At 38.2% G+C, this 16,235-nt stretch carries 13 protein-coding genes and 2 pseudogenes; 5 read left to right on the forward strand and 10 right to left on the reverse strand.

Annotated features, from left to right (window positions below; genetic code table 11):
* A pseudogene (locus B091_RS12460) lies at positions 1-207 on the forward strand (transposase); the annotation flags it as partial.
* Between the two features lie 87 nt (positions 208-294).
* On the opposite strand, the gene B091_RS0105565 reads toward B091_RS12460, so the two are convergent.
* The 5 genes and pseudogenes from B091_RS0105565 to B091_RS0105580 all read right to left on the reverse strand — a co-directional run bounded on the left by B091_RS0105565 (position 295) and on the right by B091_RS0105580 (position 6,338).
* Positions 295-1,449: an MORN repeat-containing protein gene (locus B091_RS0105565; RefSeq protein WP_025069660.1), complete on the reverse strand. Its 1,155-nt coding sequence runs from the start codon at positions 1,447-1,449 to the stop codon at positions 295-297.
* Positions 1,450-1,552: 103 nt separating this feature from the next.
* The gene (locus tag B091_RS0105570; protein ID WP_018109023.1) at positions 1,553-2,842 is read right to left on the reverse strand and encodes a M16 family metallopeptidase; all 1,290 of its coding nucleotides are present in this window, start codon (positions 2,840-2,842) and stop codon (positions 1,553-1,555) included.
* 11 nt (positions 2,843-2,853) lie between these two features.
* Complete coding sequence (gene kdsB / locus B091_RS0105575; RefSeq protein WP_025069659.1) at positions 2,854-3,609, reverse strand: 3-deoxy-manno-octulosonate cytidylyltransferase; 756 nt, start codon at positions 3,607-3,609, stop codon at positions 2,854-2,856.
* Positions 3,610-3,675: 66 nt separating this feature from the next.
* Positions 3,676-3,990, reverse strand: a pseudogene (locus B091_RS12830) (2-amino-4-hydroxy-6-hydroxymethyldihydropteridine diphosphokinase); the annotation flags it as partial.
* 11 nt (positions 3,991-4,001) lie between these two features.
* Positions 4,002-6,338: a transglycosylase domain-containing protein gene (locus B091_RS0105580; protein ID WP_018109025.1), complete on the reverse strand. Its 2,337-nt coding sequence runs from the start codon at positions 6,336-6,338 to the stop codon at positions 4,002-4,004.
* A gap of 201 nt (positions 6,339-6,539) precedes the next feature.
* Here B091_RS0105580 and pyrB point away from each other — a divergent pair, with 201 nt between their 5' ends.
* The 4 genes from pyrB to glyA all read left to right on the forward strand — a co-directional run bounded on the left by pyrB (position 6,540) and on the right by glyA (position 10,068).
* Positions 6,540-7,481 (forward strand): aspartate carbamoyltransferase, encoded by a 942-nt coding sequence (gene pyrB / locus B091_RS0105585; RefSeq protein ID WP_018109026.1) that lies wholly within the window; start codon positions 6,540-6,542, stop codon positions 7,479-7,481.
* On the forward strand, positions 7,468-7,932 hold the full coding sequence (gene pyrI / locus B091_RS0105590) for an aspartate carbamoyltransferase regulatory subunit (protein WP_018109027.1): 465 nt from the start codon (positions 7,468-7,470) through the stop codon (positions 7,930-7,932). Before pyrB ends, pyrI begins: the two co-directional genes overlap by 14 nt.
* A gap of 88 nt (positions 7,933-8,020) precedes the next feature.
* Complete coding sequence (locus tag B091_RS0105595) at positions 8,021-8,737, forward strand: porin family protein (protein WP_026166325.1); 717 nt, start codon at positions 8,021-8,023, stop codon at positions 8,735-8,737.
* A 50-nt stretch (positions 8,738-8,787) separates the two neighbouring features.
* Positions 8,788-10,068, forward strand: a complete 1,281-nt coding sequence (gene glyA, locus B091_RS0105600) for a serine hydroxymethyltransferase (protein ID WP_018109029.1) — start codon at positions 8,788-8,790, stop codon at positions 10,066-10,068.
* Positions 10,069-10,241: 173 nt separating this feature from the next.
* Here the strand turns inward: glyA and B091_RS0105605 are convergent, their stop codons facing one another.
* From B091_RS0105605 to gad, 5 genes are all read right to left on the reverse strand, one after another.
* Positions 10,242-10,583, reverse strand: coding sequence for a hypothetical protein (locus tag B091_RS0105605; RefSeq protein WP_018109030.1), 342 nt, complete (start codon positions 10,581-10,583; stop codon positions 10,242-10,244).
* Between the two features lie 120 nt (positions 10,584-10,703).
* Entirely contained in the window at positions 10,704-11,372 is a 669-nt protein-coding gene (locus tag B091_RS0105610) for a MarC family protein (protein WP_025069551.1), read from the reverse strand.
* Between the two features lie 137 nt (positions 11,373-11,509).
* The gene (aspD, locus tag B091_RS0105615) at positions 11,510-13,144 is read right to left on the reverse strand and encodes an aspartate 4-decarboxylase (RefSeq protein ID WP_018109032.1); all 1,635 of its coding nucleotides are present in this window, start codon (positions 13,142-13,144) and stop codon (positions 11,510-11,512) included.
* 29 nt (positions 13,145-13,173) lie between these two features.
* Positions 13,174-14,877: an aspartate-alanine antiporter gene (gene aspT / locus B091_RS0105620; RefSeq protein ID WP_018109033.1), complete on the reverse strand. Its 1,704-nt coding sequence runs from the start codon at positions 14,875-14,877 to the stop codon at positions 13,174-13,176.
* Positions 14,878-14,903: 26 nt separating this feature from the next.
* On the reverse strand, positions 14,904-16,205 hold the full coding sequence (gene gad / locus B091_RS0105625; protein ID WP_018109034.1) for a glutamate decarboxylase: 1,302 nt from the start codon (positions 16,203-16,205) through the stop codon (positions 14,904-14,906).
* Positions 16,206-16,235: the final 30 nt, after the last annotated feature.

Consider the following 16,235-nt stretch of genomic DNA (forward strand, 5'->3'; position numbering starts at 1 on the left):
CTATACAACTAACTTAATCGAAAATCTTAATGGCAAGATTAGAAAGTACACCAAGAACAAATTATCGTTCCCAATCGATGATTCTGTGATGAAATCAGTATATTTAGCCGTTAGAGAGGCCACAAAGAAGTGGCAATGCCTATCAGGGACTGGGGCATAATTTTAAATCAGTTCCTAATTATTTACAAAGAAAGGGTCAGGCTATAACAATAACCCAACCCAAGCTTAATTTACTTACACACTTCCTGAGACAGTGTCCGCTTTTAATATATAATGATTGAACTAAATCAAATTCTATTTACGTCTACCCTTGCTATATGAGGTTTTAACAACCTTACCTGCTTTATCCGTTTCGGTAAACTCACCGTCTTTTTTGCCCTCTGCGAAAGTTCCTTCAAACTTATTGCCATCAGCATCGACTAGAATACCATATCCGTTCTCAAGACCATCTTTGAATTCGCCAGTATAAACAGAACCATTGGTTAGAGTTAAAACTCCTTTACCCTCTGGCTGATTGTTAACCCAATCCCCTTCGTAGGTATCACCATTACTCCATATATAGCTTCCTTTACCTTCTCTATTATTAGCTTTCCACTGACCTGAATAGATAGAACCATTCTGCCAAGTAAAAACACCTTCACCATCTTGCACACCTTTACGGAATTGCCCGACATATTTATCGCCGTTAGCATAATAGTAAACACCTTGGCCTGTACGTTCACCTTGAAGATAAGCACCTTCATAGCGATCACCACTGTGAAACTCGTAAATGCCTTTACCGTGCTGTACATCATTTACCCAATCTCCAATATATTTATCGCCATGAAGATAGTTAAATGAACCTCTACCATTACGTGCATCATTTTTCCAAGTTCCTTCATACGACGAGCCATCGTCCCATCTAATCGTACCAAAGCCATCTTTCTTATCGTCTTTCCATTCTCCTGTATATTGAGAACCGTTCAGCCAACTATAAGTCCCACGACCCGATCTTTTATTCTTTATCCAAGTACCAACATACTTATCACCGTTGTGATAGTACATAGTACCCTCACCATCTTGACTGTTATTTTTCCATTCTCCACTGTAGTGGTTATTGTTTAAGTAGTAAAAATTACCCCAACCTGATTCTTGGTTATCTTTCCACTCACCTTCATATTTTTCACCATCAACAAGTTTTAATATGCCATATCCCTGACGATTACCTCGATTGTATTCACCTTCATAGGTATCACCATTTTTATAAATAGTTTTACCCCATCCGTTAGGACGACCACTCTTAACATCTCCAAAATAGATTGCGCCATTCTTAAATACGTAAGAAGCTACAGTCGATTCAGTTCTAAACTTATCTCTCAGCTTTCCAAAGAAACTTGAAGACTGAGCTTTAGTATCTGTTGAAGAGAATATTAAGAATAGTGAAAGAAATGGGTATAGAAATTTCATCATATTTACTATTTAAAGAAGCTTAGCACTATCAAGTTTTCACCAACTTCTGTATTTAATTCAAATATATAATTAATTTAAAGAACAAGAGAAATTATTACACAGATTATAATAACTTTTCACCTGCCACTACCTCTTTTAAACTCTCTTTACGGAGGTGTTTTCTTGCTAAATCTTGGATTTCAGCTGCGGTAATCGACTGTATTGATTCAAAAGATTTCGAAAAATGATCATCATCTAAACCCGATGTAAAAGCAAACATCCAAGCATCAGCTATAGAAAAAGCTGATTCATAGCTTCTACAAGACTCCCCTAGCATGTAGTTTTTAAGCTTGGTCAATTCTTTTTCATTAACTAACTCAGAATGAAGACGATCCATTTCAAAATGAACCTGTTCAATTAACGGACGCACATACTCGTTATCACACTCGGTATGAATCATCAAGAAGCTACTGAATGGATAATGTGTCATATCGGCTCCAATATGGTAGGTATAACCTTTGTCTTCACGAACATTAGAAATTAAACGACTACCAAAATATCCTCCAAAGAGTGCAAGCACTACATGGAATTTAAGATAGTCGGGATGGCTTCGCATCAGAGTTGGCATACCCAAACAAATAGCGCTTTGGCAAGCACCTTTTTTATCAATAAAACGCTGATTATCAACAGAGGGAGTAAATATAGGAGTAGGACAAACCGTGGGTGTGTTTTCATACTGCCCAAACGGGGCAAGTCCAAAAGCTGATTGAACAGCATCAAATATATCCTGATCAATATCACCAGCTAAGAAGATATGACAGTTGCTTGAATGAAAATTAGCATCAAAGAAATTATTTAACAAATCTGTTGTAATTGCACTATAATCTTCTTTTACCGTCTTTTTACCGTAAGGATGCGAATCACCTAGAAGCATATTTAGTAAGGAACGATGAGCCAAAAAGTCAACATGACTCTCATTAACCAAGAATTGTTGGATATTCATATCCTTTACAATCTCTAAACGATCTGCATCAAACAGAGGTTCTTTAATAATGGATTCTAATATGGTCAAAGTCTCCTTAAAACAGCGAGTCAAAGAATAAAGAGTAATACAAGAATAGGCTGCACCACAAGACAAGTCTAACCAAGCTCCATAAAAGTCTAATTGCTCAGCAATCTCTTTAGAACTATACTTCTTAGAACCTTCACGTAGCATTCTATTGGTAAATAGAGCTTGAAGCTTTTGGTCTTGACACCAAGTACCAGCTTTAAAAAGGATATCGATCCGGACTACTTGTTGACTCCCCATATTTATTAGGGTTATGGGAATTCCGTTTTCAAGAGTCTTGCGCTCAGGTAACGGTAGGGTTAATGATTTTAAAGGTTCTATTTTTGGCTGTATAGCTCTATTCATCAAATATGGGTTTAGTTTTTATTCTTCAAGAAAGCTTCTGCACGCTCTAAATCGTGTGGAGTATCAATACCTATTGTTTCGATTGAGGTTTCAGCCACTTTTATAGCATAACCGTTTTCCAACCATCTCAATTGCTCCAACGACTCAGCTAGTTCAAGTGGTGATTGTTTAAGCTTAGTAATTTCAGCAAGCACTGTTGAACGATAGGCGTAAAGTCCGATATGTTTGAAGAAACGGTGAGACATTAACCAGTTCGATTTGTCGATATTTCGCAAATATGGGATAACTGATCGACTGAAATAGAGCGCTCTATTATTTACACCCAAAACCACTTTTGGTGAATTAGGGTTTTCTAGCTCTTCTAAGCTATTTGTAGACCCAAAGGGCTTGACTAATGTTGCAATATCAGTAGAGTCGTCTCCCTTAAAACATGACATTAATGCTTCTATCTGGCTTTTCTGGATAAATGGTTCATCTCCTTGAATATTAATAACTACATCATACTCTTGATCAATGTTTAGATAAGCCTCATAACAACGATCGGTACCCGATTGATGATCGGGTGAAGTCATTACAACTTTACCACCAAAAGCCAGTACAGCATCTTGGATTCTAACATCATCTGTTGCAACATATACAGCATCCAAAACAGATGCTACCTGCTCATAAACACGTTGAATAACGGGTTTACCACCCAAAATAGCTAGTGGCTTTGCGGGAAAACGAGTAGAAGCGTATCTCGCTGGTATAATACCTATAAATTTCATGTTCTTATTATTTAATTCTTTAATCCCCTCACGAATATGCTCATACTCGAAGTCTTTTGGTTTTAGAACTTCGTTGCCCCACTGAATTAAATCAATGTCAAGAACAATATGGTTGGGGTCTTTTCTATCACGTCCTAACTTAGTTTCAATCTCTTTGCAAGTTGCTATAATGATTGAAGGAACTAAGGTACTTCTAAATTGTCCAACTAGGTTAAGAAAAGGGCCAGATTTTGGCAAACCTATGGGTTGGGTATAAACTTTGGTAGAAAACTCTATATTAGGCCAAGTCAGAGTTAATTCCTCAATGGCCTTATTTATGGTATATAAAGAATCTGTATTGCTCCCAAGAGAGACAATACAGATTTTATGTTCAGGATTCATCTAGCTAAATATTAATAAAACAAGTCGTCGAGCTCACTACGGTTCGATTCTTCTTCAACATGTTCTACCCTAGCAGCTTCCGAACTTGTAGCACAAGCATCGAAGTCTTCAGGGAATTCAAATTTTTCTTCAGGGTCATAACCTAGGGATTTATCACCATAGACTTTATTCATAAACTTAACCCACACTGGCAAGGCTGCCGCAGCACCTTGACCGTAGAACATACCATCGAAGTGAATGTCGCGGTCTTCACCACCAACCCATACACCAGCCACAATTGAGGGTGTGAAACCCATAAACCATGCGTCTGAGTTATCGTTTGAAGTTCCTGTTTTACCAGCAGCATCACCCTCAAAACCCAAACGGCGTACACGTCCACCTGTTCCTTCATTGATAACTGCTCGCATCATATCCAACATTTGATAAGCACTATGAGAGCTTATAACCTCCTCCATATCCGGAGTGAAGTTTGAAATGATATTACCATCGCTATCTTCTATACGAGTAACAAACAGCGGAGCTACACGAATTCCTTTATTAGCAAAGGCTGTATAAGCACTCACCATTTCACCAATTGAGATTTCGCATGGTCCTAAAGCAAGTGAAACCGTAGGTTGTATGTCTTGATTAAGTACCCCAAAATTATGAATCAGACGAACTAAAGCGTAAGGATTGAGCTTACTCATCAAATAAGCCGAAATCCAGTTATTAGAGTTGGCAAGTCCCCACTTGAGTGTTACCATCTCTCCTTCTCTACCTTTTGTACTGTTTCGAGGAGTCCAAGGAATTCCGTTTTCGTCCATCAAGGTTTGTTGAACATTTCGAGTCTCATCACAAGGAGTGAAGCCATTTTCCATCGCCAAAGCATAAAGGAAAGGTTTCAGCGTAGAACCAATCTGACGACGCCCTACCATGGCCATATCGTATTGGAAATAAGTATAATTAGTACCCCCAACGTATGCCTTAACATGCCCGTTATAGGGATCCATAGCCATGAATCCTGTACGCAAGAAATGTTTATAATATCGGATTGAGTCAAGGGGAGTAAGTGTAGTATCACGTTCACCATTGAGTGTGTAAACTGACATCTTCTCAGGGGTATTGAATGCTTTTTGAATTTCAGCTTCGGTTGCACCCGAATTTTTCATCAAACGATAGCGCTCAGTTTGACGTATAGCACGCTGTAAGATACGATCAATATCCTCCTGCTCTAATTTATTTGAATATGGAGCCTTGCGACGACCTTTCTTCTCTTTAAAAAAGTTGGGCTGTAGATAATCATCAATATGTTCTTTAACGGCTTCCTCGGCAAATGTCTGCATTGTAGCATTAATGGTCGTATAAATCTTCAGCCCGTCGGTATAAATATTGTAGTTGTCGCCATTACGTTTCTGGTTCTTTAGGCACCATCCGTAAAGCGGGTCAGTATCCCAAGCCACAGAATCTTCATAGAACTTCTGCATTTGCCAACCTCTGTAATTAGATTTAACAGGCTTCTTAGCCGACATTACACCACGAAGATACTCTCTAAAGTATGTCGCTAGCCCCTCTTTATGGTCAACTCTATGGTAATTCAAAGTTAACGGAAGTGCTTGCAATGAATCGCAAACAGCTGTCGAAATATAACCAGCTTTTTCCATTTGCTCCAATACCGTATTTCTTCTATTACGAGAACGCTCATTGAAGCGTAGCGGATTGTAGTATGAAGGGTTCTTACACATTCCAACTAGCGTAGCGGCTTGCTCAGTACTCAAGTTACTTAAGTCTGATCCAAAGTAGGTTTGGGCTGCAGTCTTAATACCAACTGCATTATTTAAGAAGTCGAACTTATTGAGATACATCGTTAATATCTCTTCTTTGGTATAATATCTTTCCAGTTGAACAGCTATAACCCACTCAATAGGTTTTTGGAACAAGCGTTCCATCACATTATCAGCTCTAGGTGAAAAAAGTTGTTTGGACAACTGTTGCGTAATAGTACTACCCCCTCCAGCATTTTTTTGCTGTAAAACACCGCGTTTTATCACGGCACGAAGTAAGGCTTTAAGATCAATGCCTGAATGCTGGCGAAAACGAATATCTTCAGTAGCAATTAGAGCGTCAATCACATTCTCTGGTAATTCATCATATGTTGTAAACACACGGTTTTCGGTACTCAAAGACCAAGTACCAAGTACTTCGCCTTCTTCAGATATAATTTGTGTAGCAAATTTATAGTTTGGGTTTTCTAAATCTTCAACAGCAGGCATATAGCCTATAGAGCCGTGAGATATAGCATAAAACAGACCAAAAACTGCAGCTACACCAAGAAGGAAGAGCACCCACAGTCCAATAATGAACTTTTTCATATGTTATTTCTTAATTAAACCAAAGATGGTTCTAAATGAACACTTTCCTGCAAAATTAGAATAAAACTTTTTCTTTAACAAAATAATGATTGACTCCTTACTAGATATAGAAAAACTTAAGGCTTTCCACGTTGGTAGTCCACCTGTTTTTACATACCTTTACAATCCAAACAATGGTATTTTACTTTTTAAAGATCATTTATGGACAATAGAAGTTTAGTCAGTCTTGCCCAACACTCTAAAGAGAAGCTTCTCTACCTCTTGGATATGGCAAAACGTTTTGAAGAAAACCCCAACCGTCGTTTGTTAGAGAATAAAGTTGTAGCAACACTATTTTTTGAGCCCTCTACTCGAACGCGACTCAGTTTTGAAACAGCAGCCAATCGGCTTAGTGCAAGAATCATCGGTTTTACCGACCCCAAATCTTCCAGTTCAGCAAAAGGAGAAACCCTAAAAGATACCATAACCATGGTAGCCAATTATGCCGACATTATAGTGATGAGACACCATCTCGAAGGTGCGGCAAGGTATGCAGCTGAAATATCCCCCGTACCGATAGTTAATGCCGGAGATGGAGCTAATCAACATCCATCACAAACCATGCTTGATTTATATTCTATCCAAAAAACACAGGGTACGCTCGAAAACCTCAATATCACCCTTGTAGGCGATCTCAAATACGGACGAACCGTTCACTCCCTTCTCACTGCAATGCGCCATTTCAATCCAAACTTTCGTTTTATCTCCCCTGAAGAATTAAAAATGCCGAATGAGTATAAGGTGTTTTGTAGACAGCAAGGCATTCCATTCGAAGAAAGTACCGTTTTTAACGAAAGGGTAATTGCTGATACAGATATTCTATACATCACGCGTGTTCAGTCGGAAAGGTTTACTGATATGTTGGAATATGAACGAGTTAAAAATGCCTATACTCTGCACAATAGCATGCTCGAAGGCACACGACCAAACATGAGAATTCTACATCCACTGCCACGAGTAAATGAAATTTCATACGATGTTGACAACAACCCAAAAGCCTACTATTTCGAACAAGCGAAAAATGGTTTGTATGCTCGTGAAGCAATCTTATGCGATGTTTTAGGAATTACTATTGAAGATATCGATAACTATGAAAGAAAATAAACAAAGACTACTGGTTGCCGCACTAGAAAACGGAACAGTTATTGACCACATCCCCTCCGACCAATTATTTACAGTTGTCCATCTTTTAAAACTAGACAAGTTAGAGACCAAAATAACTATCGGAAATAACCTAGTAAGCTCAAAGCTTGGAAAAAAAGGAATCATAAAACTTGCAAACAAGTTCTTTGATAGTGACGAGATCAATAAAATTTCAATTGTAGCTCCACATATACGTCTAAATATAATCCGAAACTACGAAGTGGTTGAAAAGCGAGAAGTTGATATGCCCAATCAACTTTTAGGCATCGTGAAATGTGCAAATCCCAAATGTATCACTAATAACGAACCTATGACAACTAACTTTCATGTGATTGACAAAGAAAAGTGTACCATAAAATGTCACTATTGTGAAAAAGAGCAAACTAAAGAGGATTTTACGATAATAGAATAAGTTATTTCACAGTAATAGAAAGCAAAATATTTTGCTTTCTATTTGTTAATCGGTATTTTTGGTTAGTTGACAAATCCATAACAACTTTATGAAAAAAATATTTCTGTTATTTATGCTCTTTGCAGTCCATCCTTTTATAAAAGGACAAGATTTGTCGGGCTTAGAAATTCCTTATAAGAAGTTCAATTTTGGAGCTAAGATTGGTTTTACATCAGCAATCTATCTGACTACTCATTTCGATATTGATGGAACAAGAATCGTAAAAGCTCAGAATAACTATAAGGTAGGTTATACTGGGAGTCTTTTTATGAGGTACAACTTCAAAGCTCACTATATTCAACCAGAAATAGCATATACTATTAATCGTTGCGAGGTCTATTTTGAGAAACCAGACTTCAAGCAGGGCACAGGAAAAGAGTTTTCTACACTCAGATCAGAGCTTCACAGCATAGACATTCCCATTCTCTACGGATACAACTTCATAAAAGAAGATATCTATGGCATGTCATTCTTTATTGGCCCAAAGATTAGATATATTTTAGAGGGACAAAGCGATATGGATTATAGCAATTTCGACCAGAAGGGTATAACAGAAAGATTCCACAGATTCAACCTTGGATTTACTGGAGGTGTTGCTGTTTATCTATCCAAAATATTTTTTGACTTCAGGTATGAGCAGTTTTTACAGAATATCTCTAAAAAAGCATCATACGACAAGGAGTTAACTCCCGTTGAAGATCAAAAGAACTTAAGATTGCACCGTAGAGATCACGTCTTAAGTTTCTCATTAGGCTTCATGTTCTAAGAAGCATTTAAACATAAACTTATTCGTATTACTATTTTATACTTAACAAAATGAAAAGAGACACTGAAATTTTTGAGATTATTGAGAAAGAACACCAGCGTCAGCTGCATGGCATCGAGTTAATAGCCTCTGAAAACTTTGTGAGCGATCAGGTAATGGAAGCTATGGGTTCTTGTCTAACAAATAAGTATGCCGAAGGCTACCCTGGTAAAAGATATTATGGTGGATGTCAATTTGTTGACATGAGCGAACAATTAGCTATTGATCGTCTTAACAAACTATTTGGTGCGGAATGGTCGAACGTTCAACCTCACTCAGGCGCACAAGCCAATACTGCAGTATTCTTTGCTTTGCTTAAGCCAGGAGATAAATTTATGGGGCTTAACCTTGACCACGGTGGTCATCTTTCTCATGGTTCAGCAGTAAACTTCTCAGGTATTATGTACACACCAGTAGCCTACAATCTAAACCAAGAAACAGGTTTAATCGACTACGATGAGATGGAAGAGAAAGCACTTGCTGAAAAGCCTAAACTTATTGTCGGTGGAGGTTCTGCTTACTCAAGAGAGTGGGACTATAAACGTATGCGTGAGATCGCAGACAAGGTTGGTGCTATCTTAATGATTGATATGGCTCACCCTGCAGGTCTAATTGCTGCTGGTTTGCTCGATAACCCCGTTAAACATGCTCATATTGTTACTTCTACGACACATAAGACTTTAAGAGGTCCTCGTGGTGGCATCATTATGATGGGCAAAGACTTCCCTAACCCTTGGGGTGAAACTACTCGTAAAGGCGAAGTTAAAATGATGTCTCAAATTCTGAATTCTGCAGTATTCCCAGGAACTCAAGGAGGTCCATTGGAACACGTTATTGCGGCGAAAGCTGTAGCTTTTGGTGAGGCCCTACAACCAGAATTCAAAACTTACCAAACTCAAGTACAGAAGAATGCTAAAGTGCTTGCTGAGGAGCTTATGAAACGCGGTTTTAATATCGTTTCGGGTGGAACAGAAAACCATTCAATGCTTGTAGACTTACGTTCAAAATATCCTGAACTAACAGGTAAGGTTGCTGAGAAAGCTTTAGTAGAAGCTGACATCACAGTCAACAAAAACATGGTTCCTTTTGATAGCCGCTCGGCTTTCCAGACTTCAGGTATTCGTTTGGGTACTCCAGCGATTACAACAAGAGGTGCTAAAGAAGATTTGATGGTTAAGATTGCAGAACTAATTGAAGAAACATTATCTAATGTTGACAATCCTGCTAAGCTTAAAGAAGTAAAAGCTACTGTAAACAAATTGATGGAAGCATATCCAATCTTTGCTTACTAAAATTCAGATTAAAGCTATTATTACATAGTAGCCTTATGATACAAATATCCCCAGAAGCTTATATAAGCTTCTGGGGATATTTACGTTCTATAATGACTCATCGCGAGATCATCTATACACCTCTCTAAATTATAGAATAGGCTACACTAAAGTACTCAATAACATAAGCATTTTTATAAGACTATAACTCGGGTAGATTGTTGAGATACAAAAACATCTTGATTCCACAACAACCTTCCTTTAGAGTAAATCTTAATATTCTTACGGCCTGAAGCTATCCGATAAGTTTTTTGTTTCAAAGGCGAAGTTCGCAGCTTATTTACTTTGGCTGAAAATGAAGTCTCATCATTAATAGTCACTTGTACTTGCTTACCAGCCAAGGTAGAAGAACTCATTAGCTTTATAAATGCTACATCATCAATAGAAGCTTTAGAATAAGTAGTCGTCTTACAACTAGAGGTAAAGACAACCACTAACGCTAGCGCTAGAAAACCAAATATCAAATTCTTTTTCATTACTCTTTATCTACAATTACGTTACAACATTATCAGCCTCTTAGTGCTGACTTAATGACACTAAAATACAAATAAGTTTGGGGTGAAGAGTAATATTTTTATTCTAAAACCCGTCCTAACCTATAATATACTGAGGTGAAAAATCTTAGATATCCCTTCTACCATAATTTGGATACCAATACAGAAAGTAAAGAATGCCACTAATTTATTAATAACCATATTCCCTTTAGTACCTAACTTCTTTACAATTACCTCTCCTTGAGTTAAAAACAAATATAGAAGTCCTGCCAAACAAAAAATCACGAGTGCAATTGCTAAATAATTGACTCCAGTTTGGAGAAAGTTGTTTTTGACACTAGCATTGGCCATCAACGTAAATATAACTGAGATACTGCCAGGCCCTACACTAATGGGGAAAACGATTGGATAAAATATCTTTCCTTGTAGTTCTTCCCAATTTGCAGTAGGCACAGCATTGCTCGTGTTGTCGGCCGAAGACCCATCGGAAAGTAAACCCAAGGCCGCTCTACAAATCAAGAATCCTCCGCCAAGCTGAATCACAGGTATTGCCAAGCCAAAAAGAATCAAGAATAGATGCCCTATTGCAACGGTACCAACACCAATTATGATATAATTAATGATTAATCTTTTGATTGCTATACTCCGTTGTTCACTGGTTAGACCAGCAAAGTAACCGTTGACAATGAATCCTGTTCCTATAGGGTTATTTACTGGAAACAGAGTCATAAAAGATGAGGAGAATATAAAAATTAAGCTAGTTATTGACATGACGATACAGTATTTAGTAATTCGAAGTTCTAGTCGTTTTGTTATTCTTGAACACCATCAGTAAGATAGCATTAAAAAAGAGGATGATAATTATAGTTACCATCCCCCTTTAAATTGTATTATTAAACAAGGATAGTCTATTTAGCTTTCCATGCCTTAACGTATTCACTCATTACCTCTGAAAGATTCTGACCAATAGTCTTATAATCTTCATCATTAAGATTGGCTAGTGAAACTCGAACAGACCACTCGGGTCCATCAAAACCTCCACCATTGAGCAATACTACAGCTGTCTTTTCAGCTAAACGAAATACGATATCAACTGGTTCGAAGTTTTTTTCTAAGAAGCCAACGAACTCTTTACCATAATTCTTCGCAGCCCACTCGTGAATATCAATCTCACAATAATATCCAGCACGTTCTTTATCTGCAATTACAGGAATTTCTAATCCCTCCCACAGTAAGTGATATCTATTGTGTATTAAATTAATACAAGCCTCTTTATAGACATTCGCCGTGTCAAGTACAGCATAGGCGGCAAAAAGCATCATCTGAGTTTGTTGAGGAAGCGAAGATCCTGCAGTATGGTTGAGTGCTACCTGACGGCTATCTGCCACCATCCGGTCGATAAATTTAAGTTTATTGGGATGTAAACTCAAGCTCTCATATAGTTTAGCCATACGGTCCTTCTCCTTTTGTGGAGCTGCTGCGAGCATTTTATCGTATATATTATCTTCGGCAATCGCAATAACACCCAAGCGCCAACCTGTGGCTCCAAAGTATTTAGAGAAGGAATAAACACACATCGTATTATGTGGTAATTCGTTCATAAGCGAACTAAAACCTTTAACAAAAGTTCCGTACACGTCATCGGTAAGGATCATTAGGTTAGGGTTTAAGCTTTTAACCACTTTAGATAGATACTTCATACTGACATCGGATAGTTTGACAGATGTCGGGTTGCTAGGATTAATAACAAAGAAAGCTTTAATCTCTTTATTGCCCAGCTTATCTAACTCTTCGTTGGGGTATTGGAAGTTTTCGTTACCATCTTTATCTTTTCCTGAACCTTGCACATAAGTTACTTTAAAATTGTAACGAGCAAGATGAGGAATCTCAAGATAAGGAGTAAATGCGGGCACACCAAGTGCAATATGATCCCCTTTATTTAGCAACCCATTGTGGAACAACGAATCAAATACATAGCACATGGCAGCAGTACCACCTTCGACAGCAAATAAATCATATTTACCTTTGTAGTGGGGATTTGTACCACACATCTCTTGTACTAAATAGTCGTGTACAATAACTTCAGCGTGCTTAAGCATACGAACAGGATCTGGATACTGATCGCCCAAGGCGCCTTCAGCCATCTCCATTACCCAATCATCGGGATTGAAGTTGTGTTTTTCGAGACCATACTTATAAACTTTCTCTAGGAGTTCAACACCAGGCTTACCTTGGTTATCTTTAAGGAAGAGTTCGAATCGTGCAGCAATACCCTCTTTTTGAGGTATTCCAGCCATGCCTACGGGGTTGTCCATTACTCTTCTGCATTCTGCTAGAGAAAATGATCCTAAGGTAAAGAAAGCCTCTCTAGGAGTTGTAGCAACCCAGTTTGGGTTTCCACGACCAGCATTAAGCATGGTCTTTGTTGATTTTTGTTGCTCCTCAGTAGCCAACTTTATCAAATTGTCTTTTAGCTCGAAGGGGCTTAATTGTTCTAATTCGTGTTGACGACGACGCGTAACACTAAGTTTAGATATATCCATAATAACATTCTTTTTTATCTTTCAAAATACTAACTCATCAATAAGACAATGACGACTCCCCAAATAATGAGCAGCGTATTTCCTATTGCATAGGTTGTCGTATAAGACAGAGCTGGAACTTTACTATCCAATGTATCTTCAAGCTGCCCTAGAGCTGCAGTAGTTGTTCTTGAACCAGCACATGCACCAAGCGTAATTGCAGGGTGAAATTTAAAGACATATTTCCCTAAATAAATACCGAAGATCATAGGAACCAAGCTCACAAAAATACCTGCAACAAATAAGCTAACACCTGCGGCCTTAAGTCCGGAGACAAAATCAGGTCCTGCAGATATACCTACAATAGCAATAAAGACATTCAGCCCTAAGTTATTCATCAGCCATACTGCTGGCTCGGGCACTGCACCAAATGTGGGACGAGTTGATCTAAACCAACCAAAAACAATTCCCATAATAAGTACACCTCCACTGGCACTAAGGCTTACAGGAACACTACCGATTCGTAGTGCTAAAGAACCAAAGATACCTCCTAAGAATATACCAAGGCCAACATAGAGTAAGTCGGTAACATTTGTTGGACGATCCGCATAACCTAAATACTTAGCAAAGCGATCAACATCCGATTTGCGTCCTTCGATTTCAAATACATCACCCATCTGAACTTCAACATTCTTAAGTAGTGGCAAAGTAGCTTGCCCGCGATTAATGTGACGTAAAATTACACCGTGACGATTTTTATCTACTTTAAGGTCTTGAAGAGTTTTACCTTTTAATTTTTTATTGGCAATTATTACACGTAGTACCTCAACTTGAAAACCCAGTAGCTCAACATCGGCAACCTCTTTACCCAATAGTTCTTCGTCAGAAAGCACTGCTCCCAACGGACCATTAAGCACCAAGCTATCTCCTTTTTGAACCATGTAATCCAGTGTAGGATCTTCTATAATATCACCTTTAGCTGTTCTAATTCTCTCGATGTAAACGGGCCAACCGTTAGATGCTTCAAGCATTTTCTCAATATCATCAACAGATTTTCCTGCATCAAAGTCTGTACTTGTTACTTGAACTACCCTAAAAGTAGCACCATCGTAAGCATATTCCATACCAAGTTCGTCTGCATGAAGTGAACCACCCAATGTTTTTTCGTAATCTTTAGTCATCTGCATTACGTTACCACCTAGCATCTTAGGCCCAATCGTAGCCAAGAACCAAGCTGTACCCGCAGTACCAAAGATATAAGTCACAGCATAAGCTACAGGGATCTGATTTATCATTTCAGTTTTCTCTGCAGAGCTAATCCCAAGTTCGTTAATTGTATCACCTGCTACCCCAATAACGGCCGATATAGTGTTAGCTCCCGAAAGCAGACCAACAGTGTTACCTATGTCAAAACCAGCAATTAATGCTGCTACCCAAGGCACAATCAGACACATCAAACAGACTAAACAAGCAAATAGTATTTGAGGAATTCCTCCTTTTCTTAAACTTTGAACGAACTGAGGTCCTACACTGTAGCCCACAGCAAACAGGAATATCAAGAAGAATGCAGATTTGACTACAGGAGAGATGGTTAAATCTAATTGTCCAACCAAAACACCCATCAAAAGAACACCCGTGACAGAGCCTAAAGAGAAGCTTTTTATTTTGATCTTACCAATCCAAACACCTAAAGCTAGGGTCAAAAAGATCCCTAGCTCTGGTGAATTTTGGATGGTTTTAATTATCCAATCCATAGTAAAATATTATTCAATTAATATAATTAGTGATGGAAGCTTTGAGGCTGCTCATCAGTTGAAGGGCCTTTCTTAACCATTTGATGTTTCTTCAAGTAGTCAATACAACGCTTTAAGTCTTCAAGCATCAACTCAGCCATATCGTGGCTAAATCCATGACGAATTAATACACGTTGAATCACCATATCTTCACAGTTGTTAGGCAAAGTATAAGATGCAATTTGCCAACCGCGAGAACGCATTCTATCAGAAAGATCGTATAGGTCAAAACCTGGATCAACTCCTTTTTTAAGCATCCATGCAGCTCCTGGTACACCCGACTTTCCATCATAAAGGATGTCAAATAGTCCCATTTTCTCAATTTCCTCAGCAATATAGATACCGTGATCCAAACATGCTTGTTGAACTCGAGTATAACCTTCACGGCCTAAACGAATGAAGTTATAGTATTGACAAATAATTTGGCCACCTGGACGTGAGAAGTTAAGTGCAAAAGTTGGCATATTACCACCTAAGTAGTTAACATTGAAGATAAGACCTTCTGGTAAATCTTCTTTTGTACGCCAAACAACCCAACCCACACCTAGAGGTGAAAGACCAAATTTATGACCTGAAGTGTTGATTGATTTAACACGAGGTAATTGGAAATCCCAAACTACTTCTTTGTGAATAAATGGTGCTAAGAAACCACCACTAGCTCCGTCAACGTGAATTGGAATATCTAGACCTGTGTCTTTTTGAAGTTTGTACAAAGCATCACTAATGGCTTTTACATCTTCAAATTGTAGCGTAAAAGTAACACCTAGCGTTGGAACAACTCCAATTGTGTTTTCATCAACACGCTTAAGAACCTCTTCAGCATTCATTAATAGACGGCCATATTCCATTGGAATCTCACGGATTTCAACATCAAAATAGCGCGCAAATTTATGCCAACAGATCTGAACTGGACCAGTAATTATGTTGGGTTTATCAGTTGATTTACCCTCTTTAATTCTTTTTTCTCTCCATTTCCATTTCAACGCTAACCCGCCCAACATCGCAGCTTCACTAGAACCTGTGGTTGAACAACCAAGAGTTGTTTCACTTTCAGGAGAATTCCATAAATCAGCTAAAATATGAACACAGCGGTTCTCGATTTCAGCAGTTTGAGGATACTCGTCTTTGTCAATCATGTTCTTATCTAAACACTTATCCATCAAGAAGTGGATATTAGAGTCTAGGTTAGTTTGACAAAAAGTAGTCAGGTTCTGTTTTGCATTCCCATCAAGTAATAGCTCATCGATAAGCAAATCACGTACTGCTAAAGGATCTTTAGACTCTTCCATAACATTACATGTATTGTGTAACGCTATATT

It is taken from the genome of Bacteroides propionicifaciens DSM 19291 = JCM 14649 (assembly GCF_000375405.1).
Lineage (GTDB): Bacteria > Bacteroidota > Bacteroidia > Bacteroidales > Bacteroidaceae > Bacteroides_E > Bacteroides_E propionicifaciens.